At 44.6% G+C, this 20,244-nt stretch carries 16 protein-coding genes; 8 read left to right on the top strand and 8 right to left on the bottom strand.

Annotation, left to right across the window (positions count from 1 at the left end; all coding sequences use genetic code 11):
- Window positions 1–113 precede the first annotated feature (113 nt).
- The 7 genes from Q1A41_RS08350 to Q1A41_RS08320 are packed head-to-tail and all read right to left on the bottom strand — an operon-like array spanning window position 114 to window position 9,482.
- The gene (locus tag Q1A41_RS08350) at window positions 114–890 is read right to left on the bottom strand and encodes a SprT family zinc-dependent metalloprotease (protein ID WP_299977102.1); all 777 of its coding nucleotides are present in this window, start codon (window positions 888–890) and stop codon (window positions 114–116) included.
- Window positions 890–4,219: an HsdR family type I site-specific deoxyribonuclease gene (locus Q1A41_RS08345; protein ID WP_299977099.1), complete on the bottom strand. Its 3,330-nt coding sequence runs from the start codon at window positions 4,217–4,219 to the stop codon at window positions 890–892. The genes Q1A41_RS08350 and Q1A41_RS08345 overlap by 1 nt, the downstream gene beginning before the upstream one ends.
- Window positions 4,219–4,833, bottom strand: coding sequence for an SLATT domain-containing protein (locus Q1A41_RS08340; RefSeq protein WP_299977096.1), 615 nt, complete (start codon window positions 4,831–4,833; stop codon window positions 4,219–4,221). The genes Q1A41_RS08345 and Q1A41_RS08340 overlap by 1 nt, the downstream gene beginning before the upstream one ends.
- 8 nt (window positions 4,834–4,841) lie before the next feature.
- Window positions 4,842–6,122, bottom strand: coding sequence for a hypothetical protein (locus Q1A41_RS08335; RefSeq protein WP_299977093.1), 1,281 nt, complete (start codon window positions 6,120–6,122; stop codon window positions 4,842–4,844).
- Window positions 6,123–6,132: 10 nt separating this feature from the next.
- Window positions 6,133–7,323, bottom strand: a complete 1,191-nt coding sequence (locus tag Q1A41_RS08330) for a restriction endonuclease subunit S (protein ID WP_299977091.1) — start codon at window positions 7,321–7,323, stop codon at window positions 6,133–6,135.
- Complete coding sequence (locus tag Q1A41_RS08325; protein WP_299977088.1) at window positions 7,310–8,830, bottom strand: type I restriction-modification system subunit M; 1,521 nt, start codon at window positions 8,828–8,830, stop codon at window positions 7,310–7,312. The genes Q1A41_RS08330 and Q1A41_RS08325 overlap by 14 nt, the downstream gene beginning before the upstream one ends.
- A gap of 52 nt (window positions 8,831–8,882) precedes the next feature.
- Window positions 8,883–9,482 (bottom strand): restriction endonuclease subunit S, encoded by a 600-nt coding sequence (locus Q1A41_RS08320; RefSeq protein WP_299977085.1) that lies wholly within the window; start codon window positions 9,480–9,482, stop codon window positions 8,883–8,885.
- A gap of 220 nt (window positions 9,483–9,702) precedes the next feature.
- Between Q1A41_RS08320 and Q1A41_RS08315 the strand changes: the two genes are divergently transcribed.
- The 5 genes from Q1A41_RS08315 (at window position 9,703) to ssb (ending at window position 15,657) form a co-directional block, all read left to right on the top strand.
- Window positions 9,703–10,818 (top strand): site-specific integrase, encoded by a 1,116-nt coding sequence (locus Q1A41_RS08315; RefSeq protein ID WP_299977082.1) that lies wholly within the window; start codon window positions 9,703–9,705, stop codon window positions 10,816–10,818.
- On the top strand, window positions 10,811–12,622 hold the full coding sequence (locus Q1A41_RS08310; RefSeq protein ID WP_299977079.1) for a hypothetical protein: 1,812 nt from the start codon (window positions 10,811–10,813) through the stop codon (window positions 12,620–12,622). Before Q1A41_RS08315 ends, Q1A41_RS08310 begins: the two co-directional genes overlap by 8 nt.
- A complete protein-coding gene (locus Q1A41_RS08305) occupies window positions 12,610–14,394 on the top strand; it encodes a tyrosine-type recombinase/integrase (protein ID WP_299977076.1) in 1,785 nt (594 codons plus the stop codon). Before Q1A41_RS08310 ends, Q1A41_RS08305 begins: the two co-directional genes overlap by 13 nt.
- On the top strand, window positions 14,387–15,007 hold the full coding sequence (locus Q1A41_RS08300; protein WP_299977073.1) for a hypothetical protein: 621 nt from the start codon (window positions 14,387–14,389) through the stop codon (window positions 15,005–15,007). Before Q1A41_RS08305 ends, Q1A41_RS08300 begins: the two co-directional genes overlap by 8 nt.
- A gap of 71 nt (window positions 15,008–15,078) precedes the next feature.
- Window positions 15,079–15,657, top strand: coding sequence for a single-stranded DNA-binding protein (gene ssb, locus Q1A41_RS08295; RefSeq protein ID WP_299977070.1), 579 nt, complete (start codon window positions 15,079–15,081; stop codon window positions 15,655–15,657).
- Window positions 15,658–16,109: 452 nt separating this feature from the next.
- Here the strand turns inward: ssb and Q1A41_RS08290 are convergent, their stop codons facing one another.
- Entirely contained in the window at window positions 16,110–16,424 is a 315-nt protein-coding gene (locus Q1A41_RS08290) for a hypothetical protein (protein ID WP_299977068.1), read from the bottom strand.
- Window positions 16,425–16,943: 519 nt separating this feature from the next.
- Between Q1A41_RS08290 and Q1A41_RS08285 the strand changes: the two genes are divergently transcribed.
- The 3 genes from Q1A41_RS08285 (at window position 16,944) to Q1A41_RS08275 (ending at window position 20,232) form a co-directional block, all read left to right on the top strand.
- The gene (locus Q1A41_RS08285; protein ID WP_299977065.1) at window positions 16,944–17,267 is read left to right on the top strand and encodes a hypothetical protein; all 324 of its coding nucleotides are present in this window, start codon (window positions 16,944–16,946) and stop codon (window positions 17,265–17,267) included.
- A 255-nt stretch (window positions 17,268–17,522) separates the two neighbouring features.
- Window positions 17,523–19,058: an ATP-binding cassette domain-containing protein gene (locus Q1A41_RS08280; RefSeq protein ID WP_363322347.1), complete on the top strand. Its 1,536-nt coding sequence runs from the start codon at window positions 17,523–17,525 to the stop codon at window positions 19,056–19,058.
- Complete coding sequence (locus tag Q1A41_RS08275; protein WP_299977062.1) at window positions 19,051–20,232, top strand: HlyD family efflux transporter periplasmic adaptor subunit; 1,182 nt, start codon at window positions 19,051–19,053, stop codon at window positions 20,230–20,232. Before Q1A41_RS08280 ends, Q1A41_RS08275 begins: the two co-directional genes overlap by 8 nt.
- Window positions 20,233–20,244 lie beyond the last annotated feature (12 nt).

Below are 20,244 nucleotides of genomic sequence, written 5' to 3'. Positions count from 1 at the left end.
TTTCCAATATTGCATCTCGAATCATACAATGCATGAGGTGACAGGTGTAGCTCTCTAAATGTCAGCCCGGCCTCTATATTAGCCTTGGTAGTTTGATGGCGTGGACCGCCTACTTATTCGTTCAAATACAGCTCAGCCATACCATCCAGTCGGTGTTTAACTTCTTGCCAGTTCGACATCACGCTAGTCAGCAAGCGCCAGAATTTTTCGCTGTGATTGTGTTCTGCTATATGGCAAAGCTCATGAAGGATCACATAGTCGATACACTCTTTGGGGGCTTTGATTAAATGTGGGTTAAGCATAAGGCTGCCTTTGATCGAGCAGCTGCCCCACTGTTTGGTCATGGCTAGCACCCGGAATTCTGGTTGCTTTTCAACCCATGTGGTTTGGGGTAAAAGCTCGCGTAATCGCTCCTGAAAAACTATTTCGGCGCGAACTTCGTACCATCTTCGCACCATCGTCCGCACTTGTTCAGTCTTGTCTTCCCTGCAGTGGTTTAGTGTAACGAGCAGTTTTCCGCGCGTCAGTTTGACTGTTGGGCGAGTGTCGGCATCTTCGACGATTTTTAAGACATATCGTCGTCCAAGATAGAACAGCATTTCACCGCTAGTGTATTCCTTGGGATGAACGAACTTTAAGTGCTCTCGAAACTCGCTTAGCGCATTATAAATCCATGATGCTCGTTTCATAACAGCTTCATGTATGTCGCAAGGCCGTGCATCCTGAGGTGCGCTAATAACAACATCGCAGTTAGGGTGAGCCTTGATCGTGATTCGGCGTTTCTCCCCTTCTGAGAGAGGTTTCCTGATCACTTCATAAGGGATAGCTTCATCACCATAGACAAAGCAGTATTCTTCCTTGTATCCCTCGGCTGCACACACAGAGGTCATTAATTGAGACCTGCTACGCCAGTTGCGACACCTAGACGCGTAATCTTAATAACGTCTGTAATCATGGTCTGCGTTTTATCCATACCTATGGCTTTAAAAAGAACAGGCATCAGCTGGCGGCGTATTTGGTTTTCAATTTCCTGTGGGTTGATCGAAAACTCAGCCACAGCTGCCGTCACCACTTCATCAATGTGCAGTGCATAGTTAAAGCAATCGTCCTCACTTGGGCTGTCTTCGCTTAGGTGGTGAGGGAATAGGCCGTAGTAGGCTTGAACATGACGTTTGATTTTAGGGTCAAGGCAGGAGAAGCGATCAATCGGTAGCCCTTCGACTTTGCGCTCTTTCACCTGCTCTTCAAAGTCGGCAAACATCAGGTATTGTTTGACTGGTGCATCAAACATCTCTTTGGCGTCTTGTATTGCTTGTTTCAACAGCTTAGAGAAATACTCCTGCGCGTAAGGATCATCGGCCAAATCCTGCTCTATCATTTTGGTCACTCGGCCGGTGATCTTATCTTTTTGGTTGCGGGCTTCATCATCTGTCATTTCAGTGGTCTTGATGTCTTTACCCATATTGCCAACTAGGTACGCGCCTTCAGGTTCTTTGATCTCTACGCCGGCGATGTGCTTGTTCAGCATGGTGCGAATGCTTTCAGCGTATTCATCATAATCAATGGTCTCTTCAGCATCTTCACGCACCTGCTTACGCAGCTCAGACATAGATTTTAAGGTCTGTTTATACAGATCCCGCCGGTTTAAACCAGTTTTGGGGTCAACCGCATCAAAGCTCTTGTCTTCAAAGTAAGTCGCTGATTGCAGAGCCACTTTCAGGCAGTTGGCGAAGGCGGTCAGGCGAGAATAAAAGTCTTCACGTTGCTTCAAGTTGGTATCTGTAAGTTGGCTATCAATAGTGTCAATTTTTGGAGCAAGCACTTGACGCAAAGCTGGTCCATCCTGCTTATTGGCAACTTTATCAAAGATCGCCCAGAGGTCACTGTATAAGCCCGGCAGCTTTTTATATTCGGTTTCCATGCGGTTATAGAGACCCTTGAGATCATCAATATCAAAGCCGCCCTGGGTGCGTTCAGCGAGGTCTTGATAGTCTGCGATTGTGGCGTCCAGCTCTTTCAGAATGCCTCGGTAGTCAATCAAATAGCCAAAGTCTTTCTTCTGGTGTAGACGGTTTACTCGTGCGATGGCCTGTATCAGGTTGTGCTGCTTGAGCGGTTTGTCGATATACAGTACGGTGTTCTTGGGCTCATCGAAACCGGTGAGTAGCTTGTCCACCACAATCATGATATCCGGCCCGCCATCCTTACCAAACTGTTTAATGATGTGCTTGGTATAGGCTTTCTCATCTTGACCAAATTCAGAGCTGAGAACATTCTCTTTCCACCAGTTCTGAACAATATCAGTGCTTTCGCCATCGACGGTATCGTGCCCCTCGCGGGTGTCAGGTGGCGACATGGCTACAACCGAGGTGACCTTGCCAATTCGATCCAGAAGCTTCTTATATTGGATAGCAGAGGCCTTTGAGTCGCAAGCCAGCTGGCCTTTCAAGCCCTCACGTTTAAAGTTTTGAAAGTGATCGGAAATATCGTGGGCAATCAGCTCTAAGCGGCCCTCGGTTTGGTAAACCTGCCCCTTCTGGGCGAATTTCTTCTTTAGATCGGTGCGCTGCTTGTCTGATAGCGTATCAGTGATTCGGTCAAACCATGCATCCAAGGCTCGGTCATTGGTACTCAGCTCAGGCACTCGTTCTTCATACAGCAGCGGCGTTACGGTTTTGTCCTCTACTGCCTGCTGCATGGTGTAAGAGTGAATAATTTTGCCGAACTTGTTTTCTGTTTTGTCATCTTGCAGCAGAGGAGTGCCGGTAAAGCCGATATAAGCTGCCTTAGGCAATGCTTGTTGCATGCGAATGCTGTTCTCACCGTTTTGGCTGCGGTGCCCTTCATCCACCAGCACGATAATATCTGGGCTGTCGTTGTAGCACTCTGGCAGCTCAATAGCGGTGCCAAATTTATTGATGATTGAGAAAATAATTCGCTCTTTGCCCTGGCCAATTTGCTCGGCAAGACGACGGCCCGTCGTGGCCATGGCCATCTTTCGGTCTTTTTCAGACAGTGCACCACCTGAGGCAAAGGTGCTTGCTAGCTGGTCTTCCAAATCCACCCGATCCGTCACCACAACAACGCGGCACTTAGCCAACTCTTTAATCCAAATTAGCGCTTTGGATAAAAATACCATGGTAAATGATTTACCTGAGCCTGTGGTATGCCAGATGACACCACCGTTGCGGGCACCTTTTCTGGCTCCGGGTAGGGAATTATCAAAAGAGGTCACCCGGTTAATTAGTGCCTTAATTCCAAACACCTGCTGGTAGCGAGCAACGATCTTCCCTGCCTGCTTATCAAACAGGGTAAATAGTTGGGTTATCTCCAGTAGGCGATCATGGCGTAGCAGTGACATCAGCAAACGATCTTGATCGGTAACAACCAAGTCCCCGCCTTCAATAAGAGATTGGTATTCGTCACGTACCTTTTGCGAGCGGTGCCCAAACAGCCTGTTCAGCTGTGCCTCTGTCAAAGGGGTGTTCTTCAGCTGGGAAAAGGTTGTATCGGATATCTCTTCCTCTTTCCATTTTGCCCAGAACTTAGAGGGGGTGCCGCAGGTTCCATAGAGCCCTTCGTGGCCATTGATGGACAGCAGTAGCTGACTGTAGGCAAACAGGTGGGGTGTTTCGTCCACCTTCTGATTGCGAATATTTTGCGAGATGCCCTCAGCCACTGTAGGTTTGCCTTCATGGGAGGAGTCAGGTCGCTTAGCCTCAATTACGACCCAGGGTAGGCCGTTCACAAAACAGACGATGTCGGGAATGCGCTTGCCTGTACCTTGTGCATTTTCCACTTCCAACTCTTCAGTAAAGTGGAACTGATTGTTGTTCGGTGTTTCCCAGTCAATTATATGGATGGTGAGGCTGGCTTTTTTACCGTCCACAAATTCAGTGACTCCAATGCCGTAAGTGAGAGCGTTATAGATCTTCTCGTTAGCCACCTTCAGCCCCTCATTAATTGCCGGGTTGGCTAGCTCATGCACAACTTTGTCTATTGCTGCATCAGAGAGAAGGCGTTCCTTGCCTAGGAATACATAGGTTTTCTGACTCAGCACCTCGCGCAATACATTAGGAAGAATCACCGTGGAAAGGTTGCCGCGCTGGGTAATACACTCAGCAGGTGGTATAAACTCATACCCTAGGGTGGTGAGTAGAGTTAGAGCTGGTATCTTGGCACTGAATTCTTCGCTAAAGTTGGCAATAGTTTGGCTCATTAGCAGTACCCCTTGTTCTTGGCGAATTCAAAAATCAGTTCCAACAGTGCGCTATAATTAAAAATAGCAATCACTAGTGCAACACAGATGGTTGCCCAGAGTGTTAAAGGCACTTGGTCTCTAAAAAACTTAAAGGGGCGGTACACCTGAATCCAGTTGGTTTGTTGCTCCCAAAAGAATTTATAGTGTGCAAACCAAGTAGCGAACATGATGTGGTCGGAAGCACAGCTATTGCTGTACCTTGATTCAATATCTTTAAGCTTATCTTTAATGTCTTCGTCATTGCCGCTTGGAGCTTCAGCCTCAGACATTAGGTGTTTCAATTCATTGAATAAGTTGGTTAGTTGGATACCTTTGGATTCATAATCGGACTTATTCCCATTTCTCATGGTGATATATAAGCCGGTTAAGCCCAGTATAAGTAAAGTACATGACATAAACTTGGTTGAGAGTTGAGAAAACGCTAGTGCGTAGATGCCAAACGCCATTGATATAAAGCTAATAATACCTGGAAGCTTCTCGATTATTTCAAATGTCGAAAAATGGAGCTTTGCGGAATAACCTACGTTATAGGCTGTCTCGGCAATGTGCTTCTTCAAATTAGTGTTGTCCATTTCAGATCCTATTGAATGGGGACTAGAATTTTGTCACGTGCTACAACTACATTGTTCTGAATGGCATAGCACTCAACAATATGCTCACCATTGAAGTTGGTTGTTTCATCTTTTTTCTCATGGCCAGAGTCAGGAACTATCTGGCCACGAATGCAGTCACGGCTTTCGGCAACAGGTCCGCGATTTAGTACTTTCCACTTGAGTTCATAGCCTTCAGGGACATTGATATTGGAGATATAGAATTTCAGTTTTTTCTTAGCCTGTAACCTCATGCGTTTAGCTAAAAGGGTACCTAGGAGCGCTTCCCTGAAGCCATTCTGGGATACTTCGCATTCCAGAGATAAATTGTACTTAATATCAATGGGGTGAAGGTCTTCAATAAACTCTTCTGTGTCACGAAATGCATGAGCTGACGATTTGGATTTTTGTGTGGCTGCTGCTGGAAATGATCGTCCAAACACTTTCTTCCACTTCTTGTGGGCGGATGAAGAATCCCCGGCGTCAATGGCCTCGACACAGTTGTTGTAAGCTTTTTTGGCTTTTCGTTGAAATTTACTTTTTACATTAACTCTTTGGTTACTGCCCAAAGCCAAGTAATAGTCTTTGTTGGGTTCGTTTGAAAGATATTCAAAGAAATCTCTACACATATAGCCATAATATGCGACTGATCGGTTGTCATAGTCGGTGCTCGACTTCAAAAAGTTGTATGCCAGAGTGTCGATTAAAAGTCCGCCAATACCAACGCCACAACGGTTCTTCCATGCTCTAGCCATTTTGCTGAGTTTTCGAAGGTTTTTGTTCTTCTGATCTACAAACTCCTTCATGGCTGTGATTTCTTCGCGGGGTTTGGTAACTTTCCAGCTGCCGCCGTCGTAGGTGTCTGGGTACTTAAAGCTCCCGTCTTCTAGTTCGAATACAGGTTGAACCTCAACCATGAAGTCACTGTATATGGCTTGAACAACCAGCCGGTCTTTTTTTACGGTTGTAGTTGGGTATCGAGATTTTATCGCGTCTTTGGTGTCGTCAAGCAGCTGAGACTGCCTGCCGTCCTTGTAGTCATCCCATTTTGAGCTAGGCATGATGTAGAGCATGTCGAGGTCAGAAATGCCATTAATACCTGTCCAGCGCCCATAAGACCCAACTTGCAAACTATTGGCTGTTTTTGAGTCTGTATCTCTGAACTGCCTATTGAGAGCTGAAGTTATTGCTTCGTATTTCGATGTAATAGAAGCACCGTTGGCTATCGCCAAGTTACTTAAAAATTCAGTAAACATTTCAGAGGTGGTCATTTATAATCCTTTATAGTGTAATTCGGCGTTTTCCAGTTAGTAGCTGTTGCATTAGTGCTTTCTTCTCTTTCTGGAGATATGAAATCTTGGCTTCTAGCACTTTAATTTCTTTGTCCGTAGCCGTTAATATTGAGGCGATTTTTTGTTGTTCGGGTTTTTGCGGAAGCCTCCAGTGGATCTTCTTGAAGTGATTAAACTTTAGGTTCCATGTGTCAGAAACCAGCCCTTGTGAATGCCTATAAAACATGTGCACTAATTGAGGGAGCTTGAAAAGGTAACTTGCGAAAATAGGGCAGACGGCGTCGCTTGGTGTAACAATAGTGTATGCAGGACTTACAATTCCCTCTTTATCAGAAAGGCTTGATCGGCCTTGCCACATTCTCATTGTGTTGTATCCAATATCGTTAATGCATATCCTTCTGTATTTAGATTTATCCTCATTTGAGGTGTTCTTTCTTCCTGTGCTCTCTTGATGAACAACTCCGTCATTTGATGTTATTGAAAGAAGTGGAAGGTCTTCCCGTCCAGTTTCTACACGTTCTTTAAAAATATTGCCAAATGCCGAAGATTGCCAATTCCTCTCGAAAGCTTTTCCTGTTTCGGGGTTTGTCAGCCTCTTCTTGCTCGTCAAAAGCTGCTGCATCAGGGCTTTTTTCTGTTGCTTGCTGGTTTTAATCAGATTTTCTGTGGTGGTGATTGCCTGGTCCCATGTTGAGAGGATTTTGGCGATTTTTTGTTGTTCTTGGAGTGGGGGGATTGGTACGTGTATATTCTTGATAATACCCGCGCTCAGATTTTGCTGGCCTCCACTGTTGGATAGATCTCGTATGTTTTCATACTGACTTGCCAGAAATTGGTAGTAATAATCAACATCGTACCCTGTATAGAGCTGAAGTGCAGCGCATGCTTGGTTTGTCGAAGCTTCGATAGCAAGCTTTGCTACTTGTCCTCTGGTTTTTCCTTGACCATACATCGCTATCAAGATAGTGCCTTTAGGGAATATCTTGGCAGATGAGTGTTTTAAACCTTTAGAAGTTATTTTTTGCTCAGTATCAGAAATTATTCCGAATCTAACTTCAGATGTTGTTACCCAAGGGATGTCTCCACCCCAATAAAGATCATTACCCCTACTAGGGGTGCCGCCAGATGCCACTTTAGCAATGTCCTCAATAGTGCCCTTCTTCCAATTATTGGGCAGCATAGCCAAGCTCCTTTAGATATTCTTCCATTTCGGTTTCCAGAACGGCTAACTGCTTTTGCAGGGCTAAACGCTCGGTGCGAACTGCAGCTAGATCGATTTCCTCTTCTTCTTCAAAGGTATCCACATAGCGGGGGATATTGAGATTGTAATCGTTGTCACTAATCTCTTTGAGGGTGGCTAGGTAGGAGTATTTATCCGTCGTTTCGCGAGTTTTATAGGTGTCGACAACCTTCTGGATGTTCTCTGGGGTGAGCTGATTCTGGTTTTTGCCAGATTGAAACTCACGCGAGGCATCAATAAACAAGACGTTCTTGTCGGTTTTCTGCTTCTTAAAAATCAGAATGGCGGCAGGAATTCCTGTGCCGAAAAACAGTTTTTCAGGCAGACCAATCACTGTATCCAGAAGGTTTTCCTCGATTAATTTGGTGCGAATTTTCCCTTCGGTAGAGGCACGGAAAAGAACGCCGTGAGGTACCACTACACCCATGCGGCCAGTGCGAGGGTTCATGGTCTCGATCATGTGTGAGATAAAGGCGTAATCGCCCTTGGTTTTTGGTGGAATGCCTCGTCCGAAGCGGCCAAACTGATCATGTGCTGCATCTTCGTGGCCCCATTTGTCGAGTGAGAATGGCGGGTTGGCGGTTACTACATCAAAGTGCAGAAGACCACCGCTATTATCTTGAAGCTTGGGGTTGCGGATGGTGTCGCCCCACTCGATGCGGTGGTTATCTTCGCCGTGCAGGAACATATTCATCTTGGCCAGTGACCAAGTGGAACCAATGGCCTCCTGGCCAAATAGCTCATACTGCTTAGAGCCGTCAAAGTTTTTCTGTATCTGCTTACCGCACTTCATTAATAGCGAGCCTGAGCCACAAGCGGGATCGCAAATACTATCACCCTGTTGTGGCTCAAGAATGATGGATAGCAGATCAGAGACCTCGGGAGGGGTATAGAATTCGCCCGCTGATTTCCCGCTGCTTGCAGCGAAATGTTTGATTAGATATTCGTAAGCATTGCCAATCACATCAAGCGAGCCGACTTGGCTTGGGCGTAGGTTTAAGGTTTCTTTGCCGAAGTCTTCCAATAAGTGACGGAGAATGTCGTTCTTTTGTTTTTCATCTCCCAGCTTGTCTGTGTTGAAGCTGATGTCTTGAAAGACATTTTTCAGCTTGTTGCCGTTGGCTTCTTCAATGGCGTGGAGGGCTTGGTCGATGCGCGTGCCGTTGCCTGCTTCATGGCGGGATTCGTATAAGTCCCAGAATGTTGCGTTGGTAGGGATTATGAAAGACTGGCTTCCCATCATGGCGGCAATCAGCTCTGGTTCATCGCTATACTCGGCGCTTAACTCATCTAGCTTGTCTTGGTGTACATCGGAGATGTACTTTAAAAACAGCATTGTCAGGATAAAGTCTTTGTAGATGGATGGGTCTACGGTGCCTCGAAATGTATCACAGGCGGCCCAAACGGCTTTGTTGATTTCGTCTTGATTGATTTGGTTGTCTGGCATGACCTTTCCTTTCTTAATGTCAAAATTCGTCTTATGCGACCAAGCCGTTGCATTATGTTTGTTCGGATGTTTTTAAAGTACCGGCTAGCAGTTCTCTGGCAATAGCTTGCATTTGCTGCGCTCGATTATTTATTAGTGCGTTTAATACCCGCTTTTCCTGTTTGGCTTTACGGTCTAAGGCAACAATGGCCTGCTGTTCCTGGATGGTGGGTATGAATAGCGGAGTACTCTCAAGTACAGTTCTTCTGATACTGACTTGAGAGCTCCCTTCGGCCGACTGCGCAAAGTATCGCTTAGCTTTTTCTTGATTCAGTTGCCAAGCCAAAAATTGAGGCAGTATGGTTGATGGCTGCTGTACCTGAATTAGGAAGTAATGCGCTGCGCATATTGTTGGAGTATCGACCTTGTCTATACAAGCGGCAATGTTACGTTGCCCTCTGGCGGCAAAGAGCACATCACCTGTCTTTAGCCAATCTGGGCATTTCCTTCCGGTTATCATTGTTTGGATCAGTTGGTCCCAGAGAATAAAGCCATCGTTATCAATATCCCTGATCTGCACTACATGGGCATTGCCCTCCGTATGCTTCGGTATTGTCCCTCTAAATGGGTGGCCAGCTTTAACAATGGCTATATCTGAGAGAATTGCTTGCATTTTATTGCACCATTTGAAAGATGCGTGGATTTTGGTTGACTTGGGGCGAGAAGTCAATCAGAATGCAGCTTAAATTGCACCATTTAAATGGTGCTTTAAATCTCGATCGGCACAGAGTGCATGTGTTTGCTCTGGGATCGATGATCGCAGCTAGAAACGGGAGAAACCGATTAGTTGTTAATGCTGTTGATGTGGCAGTTTAACTTTGGGATTTGCTTGGATGCCGATATTAAAAAAAACTACAGCTGCTAATTTTCATGGTGTGCCAGTATCCGGTTTTCCGTTGATTCTAGATGACGATTTTAGTGTTGATTGGTTATCTCTCAATTGGTTCTTGGAGATTTATGCCGAGGGCGCTGCACTTACCACTCTGGGCACCTATGCTCAACATTTGACAGATTTCTTATCGCAGCTATCTGTTGACGGCATGTCGTTTCAAGATGTCCATGATGCTTGGATTGCTGTCTATCGAAATTGCCTCATTGAGCGAGGCAATACACAGAGCTACGCATCTCAAGTATTGCGAACTGTTTTGTCGTATCTCTATTGGCTTGAAACTGAGGGTTATGTTTACAACCTGGTTGGGCAAGGTCGTGCATTTAGGGTGCGGGTAAAGCTGAGTGATGCTGGGGTAATGAGTCATCCCGCAATGAAAGTCTCCTCCAGTGTTAAGGCTAATAGGCCCACGCCTCGTATAGAATGGATCGATAAGATAAAACTTTTTGGCCCTAAGAGTGAGCATCTGGCCGCTAGGTTTGAATTGATGGTCGATTGGGGGAGTGCTATGGGATTACGAGCCCACGAGATTACCAACCTCAAGATCAATAGTCTCCCATCCCTTGATACAGCCCTAAATGCCATTGATGGATCGTATGATCTAGCCATCACGTTAAAGGTTACTAAGGGTTCTAAACCGAGGACAATTCCAGTGTCTCCCTTGCTCATTAAGAATACCTGGGAGTTTATATTCACTGAGAGAGAGCAGGTTGTTTCTAAATGGAAGAGGAGGGCCGTAAAGAAGCGTGAAGTTTATAAGGATAGTGGCTTTGTCTTTTTGTCAGATACGACAGGCGAGAGCTTGTGTCCACGCTCGCTTTCTAATCAGGTGAGGTCAGCTTGGAAAGAGGCGGTTGCTGCAGAGATGCTTACGAGCGATGAGCCTGTTTGGACGCACGGCTTACGTCATTGTTCTCTTAAAACTACGCACGACCACCTATTTTTAGCGGGTGTTGAGCGTGCAGAGTCGGTTGTGCGTCAAGTTGCAGGCCATAGCTCCGAGGGCGCGATAGATACATATATCGGGGTTGATGTTTATAGTCGGGGTTGGGATGGCTAAGCGGATTACTAGGAAGCCACTTGAGGTTGCCCCTTCAGCTGAGGTCCATCACGTTTCGCCATCTCGCGAGTATCTTTTAGATATGAGTGAGGGCGAGCCAATTGAGGTTAGTTACCTTCGCAATCTGGATGATGATGAGTTTATTGTGCGTGAGCTCAGGCTCCATTTGAGGGGTCAAGCGGCTAGCCGCTCCGTAGCCAATACGATATTACCTTACCTTAGGTATGTTGTTTCTGTGCAAGGTGCTATCAGTTCACAATCTCTCCGTGACTATCGTGTTGAGCTTGATAGGGATGCTTCGATTGTTCTAAACACTAAAGCGCAAAAATTTGGAGCTGCCCTTAGTTTTGTTCGTCATTTAATGGCTGCTGGAATTATACCAAGTCAGACGTTACCTAAGAATTTCTCCATGGAGGATGTGGTTCATAAAAAGACGTTTATAGATCATTGCCGCTATCGTCTCGATGAGGTGACCGAGTCAATTTCCAGTGATGTCTCATACTGGATGAGTGAGTTGAATCTTAAGCCTGCTGAAGCGCAGTCCTTAGCGTTTGGGATGGGCTGTATGGATGCTCTCAAACGATTCGCAAAAGACGAAATCGAGCTGTACCAGCAAGACTGTAGCTTTGTTGATGAGATTATTGGTTCTCTCACTGAGGGGGAGATTCAAGAGTATGCGGCGCTGCACCCAAAGCAGGTCATAAAATCACCACAGCATGTTGTTAAATGGCTCTACGCTAATTATGGCCGTGCTATACCAGCTTCAGACTCTGTGAGGCAGGTTATGGAATCTTGGCGTAAGAAGCCTGATGGCTGGTCACTCACAAGAGTCAGAGGAGCGTTCTTTCCGACCACAATTAGCTTACAGCCGTACTTTCTGCTTGGGCTTGCTGACGAGAGGTTGTGCCCAAATGTCGATGGGCTAAGGTCATATATGTATTTAGACTGCTGTGCCCCGGCTCTGGAAAAAGGCTATGTTGATGTGTTTGTTGGGAAGAGGCGTGGTGGAGCCAAACCGGTCGCCCTACCTAAGTCTGACTTTACTGTTAGAGCATTTTCTAGTTTAGCTAATCGCATTGGTGAGCTCCTGCCTCTTGTCCCAGGTGGCAAGGAGCATCTTAAGAAAGAGTGTCCTGAACTCTTTGTGTCATACACCCCGGCATCAGGACCGGCTTGTATTGTTCGTAAATTTGACCCCTCTACTTCAGCGCGTCTAGTTCGTCGTGCTATCAAGAAAGCTGCGGAGCGTTACGCAATATTGAACCCTCTTGTGGAGCTTGTGACAGGAGAAAATTTTCGCCCTACTCACGCATATTTGAAGAAGTTGTCGGGCAAGAGTATCTACCAGATACAGCACGACCTGCATCATAAAAACAGTTCAACAACGCGAGGTTATGTAGAGGGTGTTGAGACGCAGGCTGTACAGTTGCGACGACAGCAAGAGTTTCAGCGTTTCCTGCTTGATGAGCGATCAGACGGTGAGATGAAGCGGACAGGGAGTGGTTATTTCTGCGCCAGTGAGAATGAAGCTCAGCGTGACTGCTCCAGCTTGCTCAGTTGCATTGACTGTGATGCCAAACGAGTCATATTTAGCTCACCAGATTTAGTTGCTGAGTGGTTAGCTTGGGAGCGTTATTTGATTCAAGAAAGGCCGAGGTTGATATACGAAAATAACGAGCGCTGGCAATCATATTGGGAGCCGAAACTAATGGAGTTTCAGGCGTTGATATCACAAACCAAATCGCGGCTTTTACATGTTGCATCTAAAAAAATAGATGAGGTGGTGCTGCCATGGATAAGCTAGTAATAAAACAGTCACTACAAAATACTGAAGGGCCCAACGAAAAGACTTGGTATCAGGGGCTGGCTCAGCCGAAATGGCTGTTAAGTGCGCTTGAGGATGATGTGTGGCGTCTGGAGCCGCAAGTAGAAGGAATTTCTCTTTCGCAGTACACGGTGAATTGGTCGCATAGCGCTGCTGACAGTGACCTGCTGGGGCGTCACTTATATTGGATAGATAAGGCTAAGCAGATTTCATATCACTACATGGAATCGGACGCCACGGAATGCTCTCGTACAACATCGCTAGGAGTCGCTGCTCGTGAGATATTGAGTTTATTCATGTGGTTCGCATATGAACGTAATTGTTGCACGTTGGAGTCGGTCACTCTCGCTGATGTTCGTGCCTATGAAGAGTATCTATTAACACTTAACCTCTCCCAGAGTAGCGTTAGCACTAAGCTGATTGTGCTGCGTTTACCTTGGGTTTTGGCAAGTGAGATATCGGGAGGCTTTTCTTTTGATCCATATATGAAATCAGGGTCTATGGGTAAAGCTGTTAAGCGCATAGGAGGGACAGGAGGGCACACTCCAACGATTAAACCTCGTGATCTTTTTGTACTAGTGGATGAAGCATTGAGGGCCACTGGCGATACGGCTGCTTTTTTCTCAAAGCTTGATATCTACTTAGATCTTTTGAAAACACATAACCGATATGTAGCAAGAGCCTATAAAAAGGAGGTTGGGGAATCTTCAAAGCAGTTATTTGAAGAAGCTAGATATATTTATGGGGCTTCAATCTTCCTTATTCTACTTCTGTTAGGGGAGCGAAAACATGAGCTGGCCGCTACCAGGTTGGATGATGTGGACGCCTTATTGTCATCTGGTGAGGGTGAGCTTGTTGGCAGGGTTAGGAAAACTGCACGCACAGTAGCGGGAAAGGAGACGAGAAGGTCGGTTGTGCCGGAGCTAGTAACGGCTCTTAGGGTGGTTAAGCGGTTAACTGCGTTTAAGCGTCAGTCGTATGATGGTGAGCTGTTCTTTATTCGACATCCATTCCAGCATTCCGCAGGAGGTGTACCGGCTCTGGAGCTGCCAACAGTTGTTATATATGGTCTGCTTGATACGTTTGTGCAGAGATCAAATACTGAAGTTGATAGGCTTAGGCCGCACATGCTGCGTCGAGCTTTTAGCATGATGTGGGCTTGGCGGTTTGAGGTTGGAGATCTGCATCACTTATCAAAGATGCTATATCACAATAACGAAACCTTCACGAAGGCCTACACGGAGGATGAGAATGTTTTTTCTTTCCTGACAGAAGAAATGAAAAGGTATATGTATGAAGCGATGGAGGAAACCCTGGTAGGCACGAAAGTCATGGGTGGGGGCTTTGGTCGCGCAATGAGGCGTTATAAACGCGTGCTACAGTCGGTGGCGAATGTAATTACCCCTGATTCAGCGCATGCTTTTGTGAAGGGGCTTATCGAGCGTCATAACTATCGAATAATCCCGCAGATTGACGGTGTTTGCGTTATGTCGGATACGCGAGGGAAGTACGCAAAGTGCTCGACAGATGGTATGAACCCAGACTATGTGAATCGTGACGATTCTCACTGTGTGGTGTGTACAAACTTCGGTGTGCCCAGCAATAGGCGTGAGGTGTGGGAAAGACGTCTGAAAATGCACAGGGTAGTTTCAGAATCTACAGATATCCCCGCATTGCAGCAGGCATCTCAGGATTCGATAGATAGGGCAGAGACTGTCCTGAAATGGGTTGGTAGAGGTTCAGATGAATAAGCGGCAAGCGAATAAGAAGCGAATCAATGATGCTGTTATGGGGGCGCTAGAAGCTCTCGTGAGATCGGGTGAAAAAATTACAGCTGCGGCTGTGATAGCCAATGCTACGTTCGATAATGGAGCAAAGCTTGGTGCGAATACGATTTACGCCAAAAATGCCAGAACCAAAGAGTTCATACATAAAGACCTTCTGGATGCGATAGATCTCGCTAAGGAAGGGCAAAAAAGGGGAAGTGGGAAGTCTACTAAGGCTGAAACTCTAGTGGGGTACAGGAGAAGGATTAAAGAGTTGAAAGAACAAAATGCGCGGCTTATAGATGAGGTGGTGACGCAGCAAGAGAAAATGAGAGTAATAACACAGTCGGATAGAGGGGACTTGAATCAATTACAGCGCCTTGAAGATCAGTTATTTGTGCTGAGTCGTGTGCTGGATGAGGAGACAAAAGGAGCAATTCCAGGGCTGAAGAAACAGGTGGCTAAATTCATGGATTTACATGCAGGATCTGAGCGCCTGCAGCTAGCATCTCAAGGGGTAAATCTGTATCGTGCAGCTATAAAAGACTCTACCATTGCGATGGGGTCTGTGCACAAATTTCGAGCAAATGACGATTGAATTGCAACAATAGAGTGTTAAATGCACTTTATTGTCATAACTTACTGAATTTTAAAGATAAAGGTGGAAATATGAGTAACAGAGGGGTGAACAAAGTCATCATTGTAGGTAATTGTGGTCAAGACCCTGAAACCAAATACCTGCCATCGGGTAGTGCGGTAACTAACATCAGCGTAGCGACAAGTGACTCTTGGACAGATAAGCAGAGCGGCCAGAAGCAAGAGCGCACAGAATGGCACCGCATTGTGTTTTTCAACCGTTTGGCAGAAATTGCTGGCGAGTACCTGCGTAAGGGCTCTCAGGTTTATGTTGAAGGCCGCTTACAAACCCGTAAGTGGCAGGACCAGTCCGGTCAAGATCGCTACACCACCGAGATCGTTGCTAATGAAATGCAAATGCTAGGTGGCCGCCAAGGCGGTATGGATCAAGGTTACGCGCCACAAGGCGGTGGTATGCCTCAGCAGCAACCACAGCAAGCTTATCAACAGCAAGGTGGCTATCAGCAGCAAGCGCCACAAGCAGCCGCCCCTCAACAGCAGGCGCCAATGTCAGCACCTCCTGCACAGCAGCAACAGGCTGCCCCAGCACCACAGCCGGCGCCTCAGCCTCAAGGTTTTGATAATAGCTTTGATGATGATATTCCATTTTGATGACCACATAAATAGAAAGTGTTGACTAAAACTTATAAAGGCCTGTTTTTACAGGCCTTTTTTGTTTTTATTGAAAAGTAGAGTTGATAAAAAGGCCTCTAGGTTCTATACATTTATAAAATGTAGATTAAGGGGCGTTAAATGTCGCAAATAAAAAATCTGATTTTTAGTAATGGTGAGCGCTACCCAATCATGTTGGGAGTAGATGGGTTACCTAACTATTGGGTCACGCTATACGTCACAGAAAGGTTGAGGTCATCACATACGCAATCAGCAATAACAAACTCACTTGGTCATTTGGTTCATTTGCAGGCCACTATATCTAGTTAAAGTAAATTTCGTCGAGGTTCCAATAATTGATTATTAGCTAAAGATGGGCAGCGCGCAGGCTTGAAGAATCAGCAATTCTAATTTTGTAAGCCTTTGATGTGGGTGCCGCCGTGTTTAAAGTTCTATTTAAACTCTATACATTTCATTCCTTGGTCAAAAAAATACTTAGCTTTCATGGCGCAAATCATGCACAAAACTATTGCAACGATAGAGGCAGCCCAGAACCCTATGTTCCATATGATGATTTCAATGCCTCGAGTATTGTTTTGCCACCAAATGTCCATAGTACCAGCTACAAAAAAGTTTTGAATTATCTCCAGGCGAGGAAGAACAAACTGATTGATTGCATGTGCGCAAGCGCATGAAACTCCAATGAATGCTAGGTAGGCAATCGTGTTTAGTAGTAGGTTTTTAAAGTTGTCAGTTGAAATTTGCATTTTTGTAAGCTCCGATAGTAATTTTTAATCGGATTTAGCTTATAAGGGCTTGCGATTGCTTTCAATAAAGAAATTCTGTAGATCCTAACAGGTGGCAATGTGAGAGCTAGTATGCATTTGTGGAGTGATACAGTGATAATAATTGAAAAAATCTAATAAAAATCTATTTTTTGCGTGCTGTCTTCGATGTGCAGCGCTGCATGCTAGCACGTTAGTGCCATTTGCAATTAAATTATCGCAACTAGAATAAATACATGGTTTATTAGTTTGATTCTATTTTAGTGTAACAACTATGTGAGGCTTGAATGGTTTTTTAATGTAATTGTGTAAAAGTGAAGCATTTTCTAATGCGCGGATCAATTTGGCTCGTAGTATGGAGGCGTTACAGGTGGTGGGTGAATGAAAGTGTCGAAGATGCGAATTTAGGTGCCTATATATAAGTTAGATTAAAACCCTGTTGACTATGCAGGTATATCCCTGTAATTTTAAAAAAGTAATACAGATATGGAGATCTAGCACATGCGAAAACTGTTTCTAACCCCGCTTTTAATTCTAGCTTTTTTTTCTTTCGAAGCTCATTCAGAGATAATTTTAACCACTGAAATAAACGAAAAGCCAGTAACACCTTTGATTACGAAAAAGGAAGGAAAGTATACGATAGACTTTAAGAATAATATGGTCGTCACAGTTTATACTAACGTTGTTGATGGCAAGCAGATGTATTATTTCAAGGCGACAGGAATGCCAATGATGGATGTGGAAAATAAACCAGGTGGTCCTGGAACCTATATCTTTGACACAAAAGAAATGGATATGTATAAAATAACAGCTCAGGTTAAATAAATTTAATTATAAACTAATACCGAAATGGATTTAGGTTCTGAAAATGGATTTTCAACCAGCCAAGAAATTCTCTGAAGTTAAAAAAATTCAAGTGATCATAAAGCTTGCGTCGAATTGTAATTTGAGGTGCAAGTACTGTTATTGGTTCTTCAAGGGTGATGGGACTTGGAAGAATACGTTTAAAGTTATATCAGAAGCCTCAAGCACTTCAAGGGGCTAATTTTTCATGTTTTAGCACTAAGCTTATGCATATAAATCTCTGCAATTCTGCTGCCATATATATTAAAGTGGGGAGTGGATAACTCGGTCACTAGTGTGGAGGCTGCAGTTTATGTGGCAATTTCATTCGCAGTGTTTTCGTTTTTAGGTAGCGCTTCTAGCGTTATACGGTCGAGATTGGCATCATCCCTTTCAAATAGCATTAATATCGAGTATGGAAGTCGTGTAGTGTCACATTTGCTTTCTCTTCCTGTAAAGTTCTTTAAGGCGCGTAGCGATGGTGTCATAACGTCTAGATTGGACTCGGTTGATGGCATTCGCAACCTTATCACCAATGATTTATTGGCAATATTTGTTGATTCTGCTTTCATTTTCACCTCTCTTATAATGATGTGTTTGTTTAGTTGGAAGCTAACAATAGTGGCGACGATTTCAAGCATGGCTATGTTGCTTCTCTACAGGTCAATGCTGGCTGACTATGCAAATAAGAAGTCTAGTCACTTAATTGCGGAAGCGAAACGATCCGCTTCTATATTGGAAACGCTAGGTTCAATCGAGCAGATTAAATCCACCAATACCAGTGCTGCGCACCTCAACCACTGGGTGGGACTAACAAAAAATGCCGGGTCCATAGAGGTTGACTTGATAGGGACTGTTGAGTTCGCGAAATTCGTTCGAGGATTAATTCTGTCCGCTGAAGTGTTTCTAGTCTTGTATTTCTCAATGAAGATGGTTGGTAGCGGAGTAATGACAAATGGCGATATGGTAGGCTTCATCATGCTGCGACTCTCCTTTTTTGGAAAGCTAGAACAAATACTAGAACAGTTCAAATCTATCAGCACCCTCAAAGTACATTTTCAGCGCTTAGATGATATAATGAACGAGGTTCCTGAACCTGAAAGTCAAGTGAGGCCTGATGGTTTTGACATTGAGTTTAGGGATGTTAGCTTTTCATACGAGAATAACAACATACTAGAGGGTGTAAGCCTTAAAGTTTCTGCCGGCAGTAATATCGCAATCAGTGGGAAGTCAGGTTGTGGTAAAACTACAATTCTAAAGTTGATACAAGGCATTGAATTACCCACATCTGGCGAAGTGCTGATAGGGGGAGTATCTACTAAGGATATTGGATCAAACACGTTGAGGCAGTCGATATCGGTTTGTATGCAAGGCGATCAATGCTTATTTGAAGGTAAATTTTCAGATAACATAAGTATGTTTGATCCAATTACCTCAATAGAACGGCTTCATACTGTAGTTTTTCAATCTTGTTTGGAATCATATGTAGATTCACTGTCGAATCACTTTGAATCGTTTATGGCTGGCGGGGAAACGCTTTCTGGAGGGCAGATGCAAAGAATTGTTTTGGCTCGGGCCCTTTATAGGGGAACTCCTGTCCTCTTGCTAGATGAAGCTACCAGCCATCTTGATAGCGCCACAGAAGCTGAGTTAATGTCTCGCATCAAAAATTCTGCATCGATTATAATATCGGTTGCTCATAGAGAAGAAACATTGAAGTTGTCAGATACACTTCTGACCCTTGAAGGAAAAAAGGTAGTACAGCGTGGATGAAACAATCGAAGATACAAGTGGCAAAAAGGCTACCGTCTATCGGGTTGGCGCAGCCCTCACGGCTTTAATTTCCCTCCTATACATTCTGATTATAAACGAAGATAGTGTCGTTGAATTCGAGAGTTTAGATGTCGAAGAAAAAAGGGTTGTTATTCGCAGTAGTGGAAAGCTAATTCCTGCCACTTATCTCGATATCTATTCTCAGTCATCAGGTGTAATTATTAAGAACATGGTTCAACCAGGGGACGAAGTAATAACCGGTCAGCCTGTGATTCTCATTAAAAATAAAGATCTAGAGAGTAGGCTAGCGAAGGAAAGAGAGTCTTTCAATAAGTTAGAGTTTGAAAATTTTCAGTCGCATGTAGAGTTGGAGCAGGCTCTTTCAAACTTAGAGGTTCAGGCTACTAAATCAAAACTAACTTTTGATCGTATTTCTGAAGAAGTTCGCCTTACGAAACCTCTCTACGAGAAAGGAGTAATTGCTAAGTTCGCCTATAGCAAAACTAAGTCGGAGATGATAATCGCTGAAAATGAAGCTCTTAGATATGAAAACTCTCTCAAGACACAGCGTATCCGAATAGCAAAGCATAGTGAAGCGTCAAGGCGTATTTTAAATGATAGAAAGCTGTCAATTAGTAGGTTGGAAGGTGAACTTAAAAACCTCACAGTCACATCAGAACTGACTGGAACGCTTGAAACACTTAGTGATAACTCAAAAGTCGGTAACTCAGTGAAGACGGGGGATCTAATAGGGCGAGTTTCTAGCTATTCTTCTTGGATTGTAGAAATGGAAGTCCCTGTATCTGAAGCAAGAAAAATTAGCATTGGGAATCAAGCTGGATTCGATATTTTTGGGACTATTTATAAGGGGGCAGTTACGAAAATATCTTCGGAATCAAGGAATCAGATGGTGGAGTTGACGGTGGAACTTGGAAACCTACCAAGTACAGTTAAGTCCAATCAGCTTGTCGAAGGCACAATTGTTACTGACACTGTTGAAATTCGGCACTACATAAAAATCCCTTCTGCAATATCTAGCGTTGAGAAAGTAGAAATTTATAGTCAGTCCGATGTTGTGGTGCTAAAAAGGTCTGGCTATAACCTAGCTGATAATGGGAGGCTTTATATTTCTTCGCCTGGAGATGATTTTACTAAGATATCTGTATTCCATTAGTGTCATCAGGGA

The sequence above is a fragment of the uncultured Pseudoteredinibacter sp. genome (assembly GCF_947502065.1).
Taxonomy (GTDB): Bacteria; Pseudomonadota; Gammaproteobacteria; order Pseudomonadales; family Cellvibrionaceae; genus Pseudoteredinibacter.
Note: the sequence above shows the minus strand (reverse complement) of the source record. Positions and strands in the feature narration are given on the sequence as shown.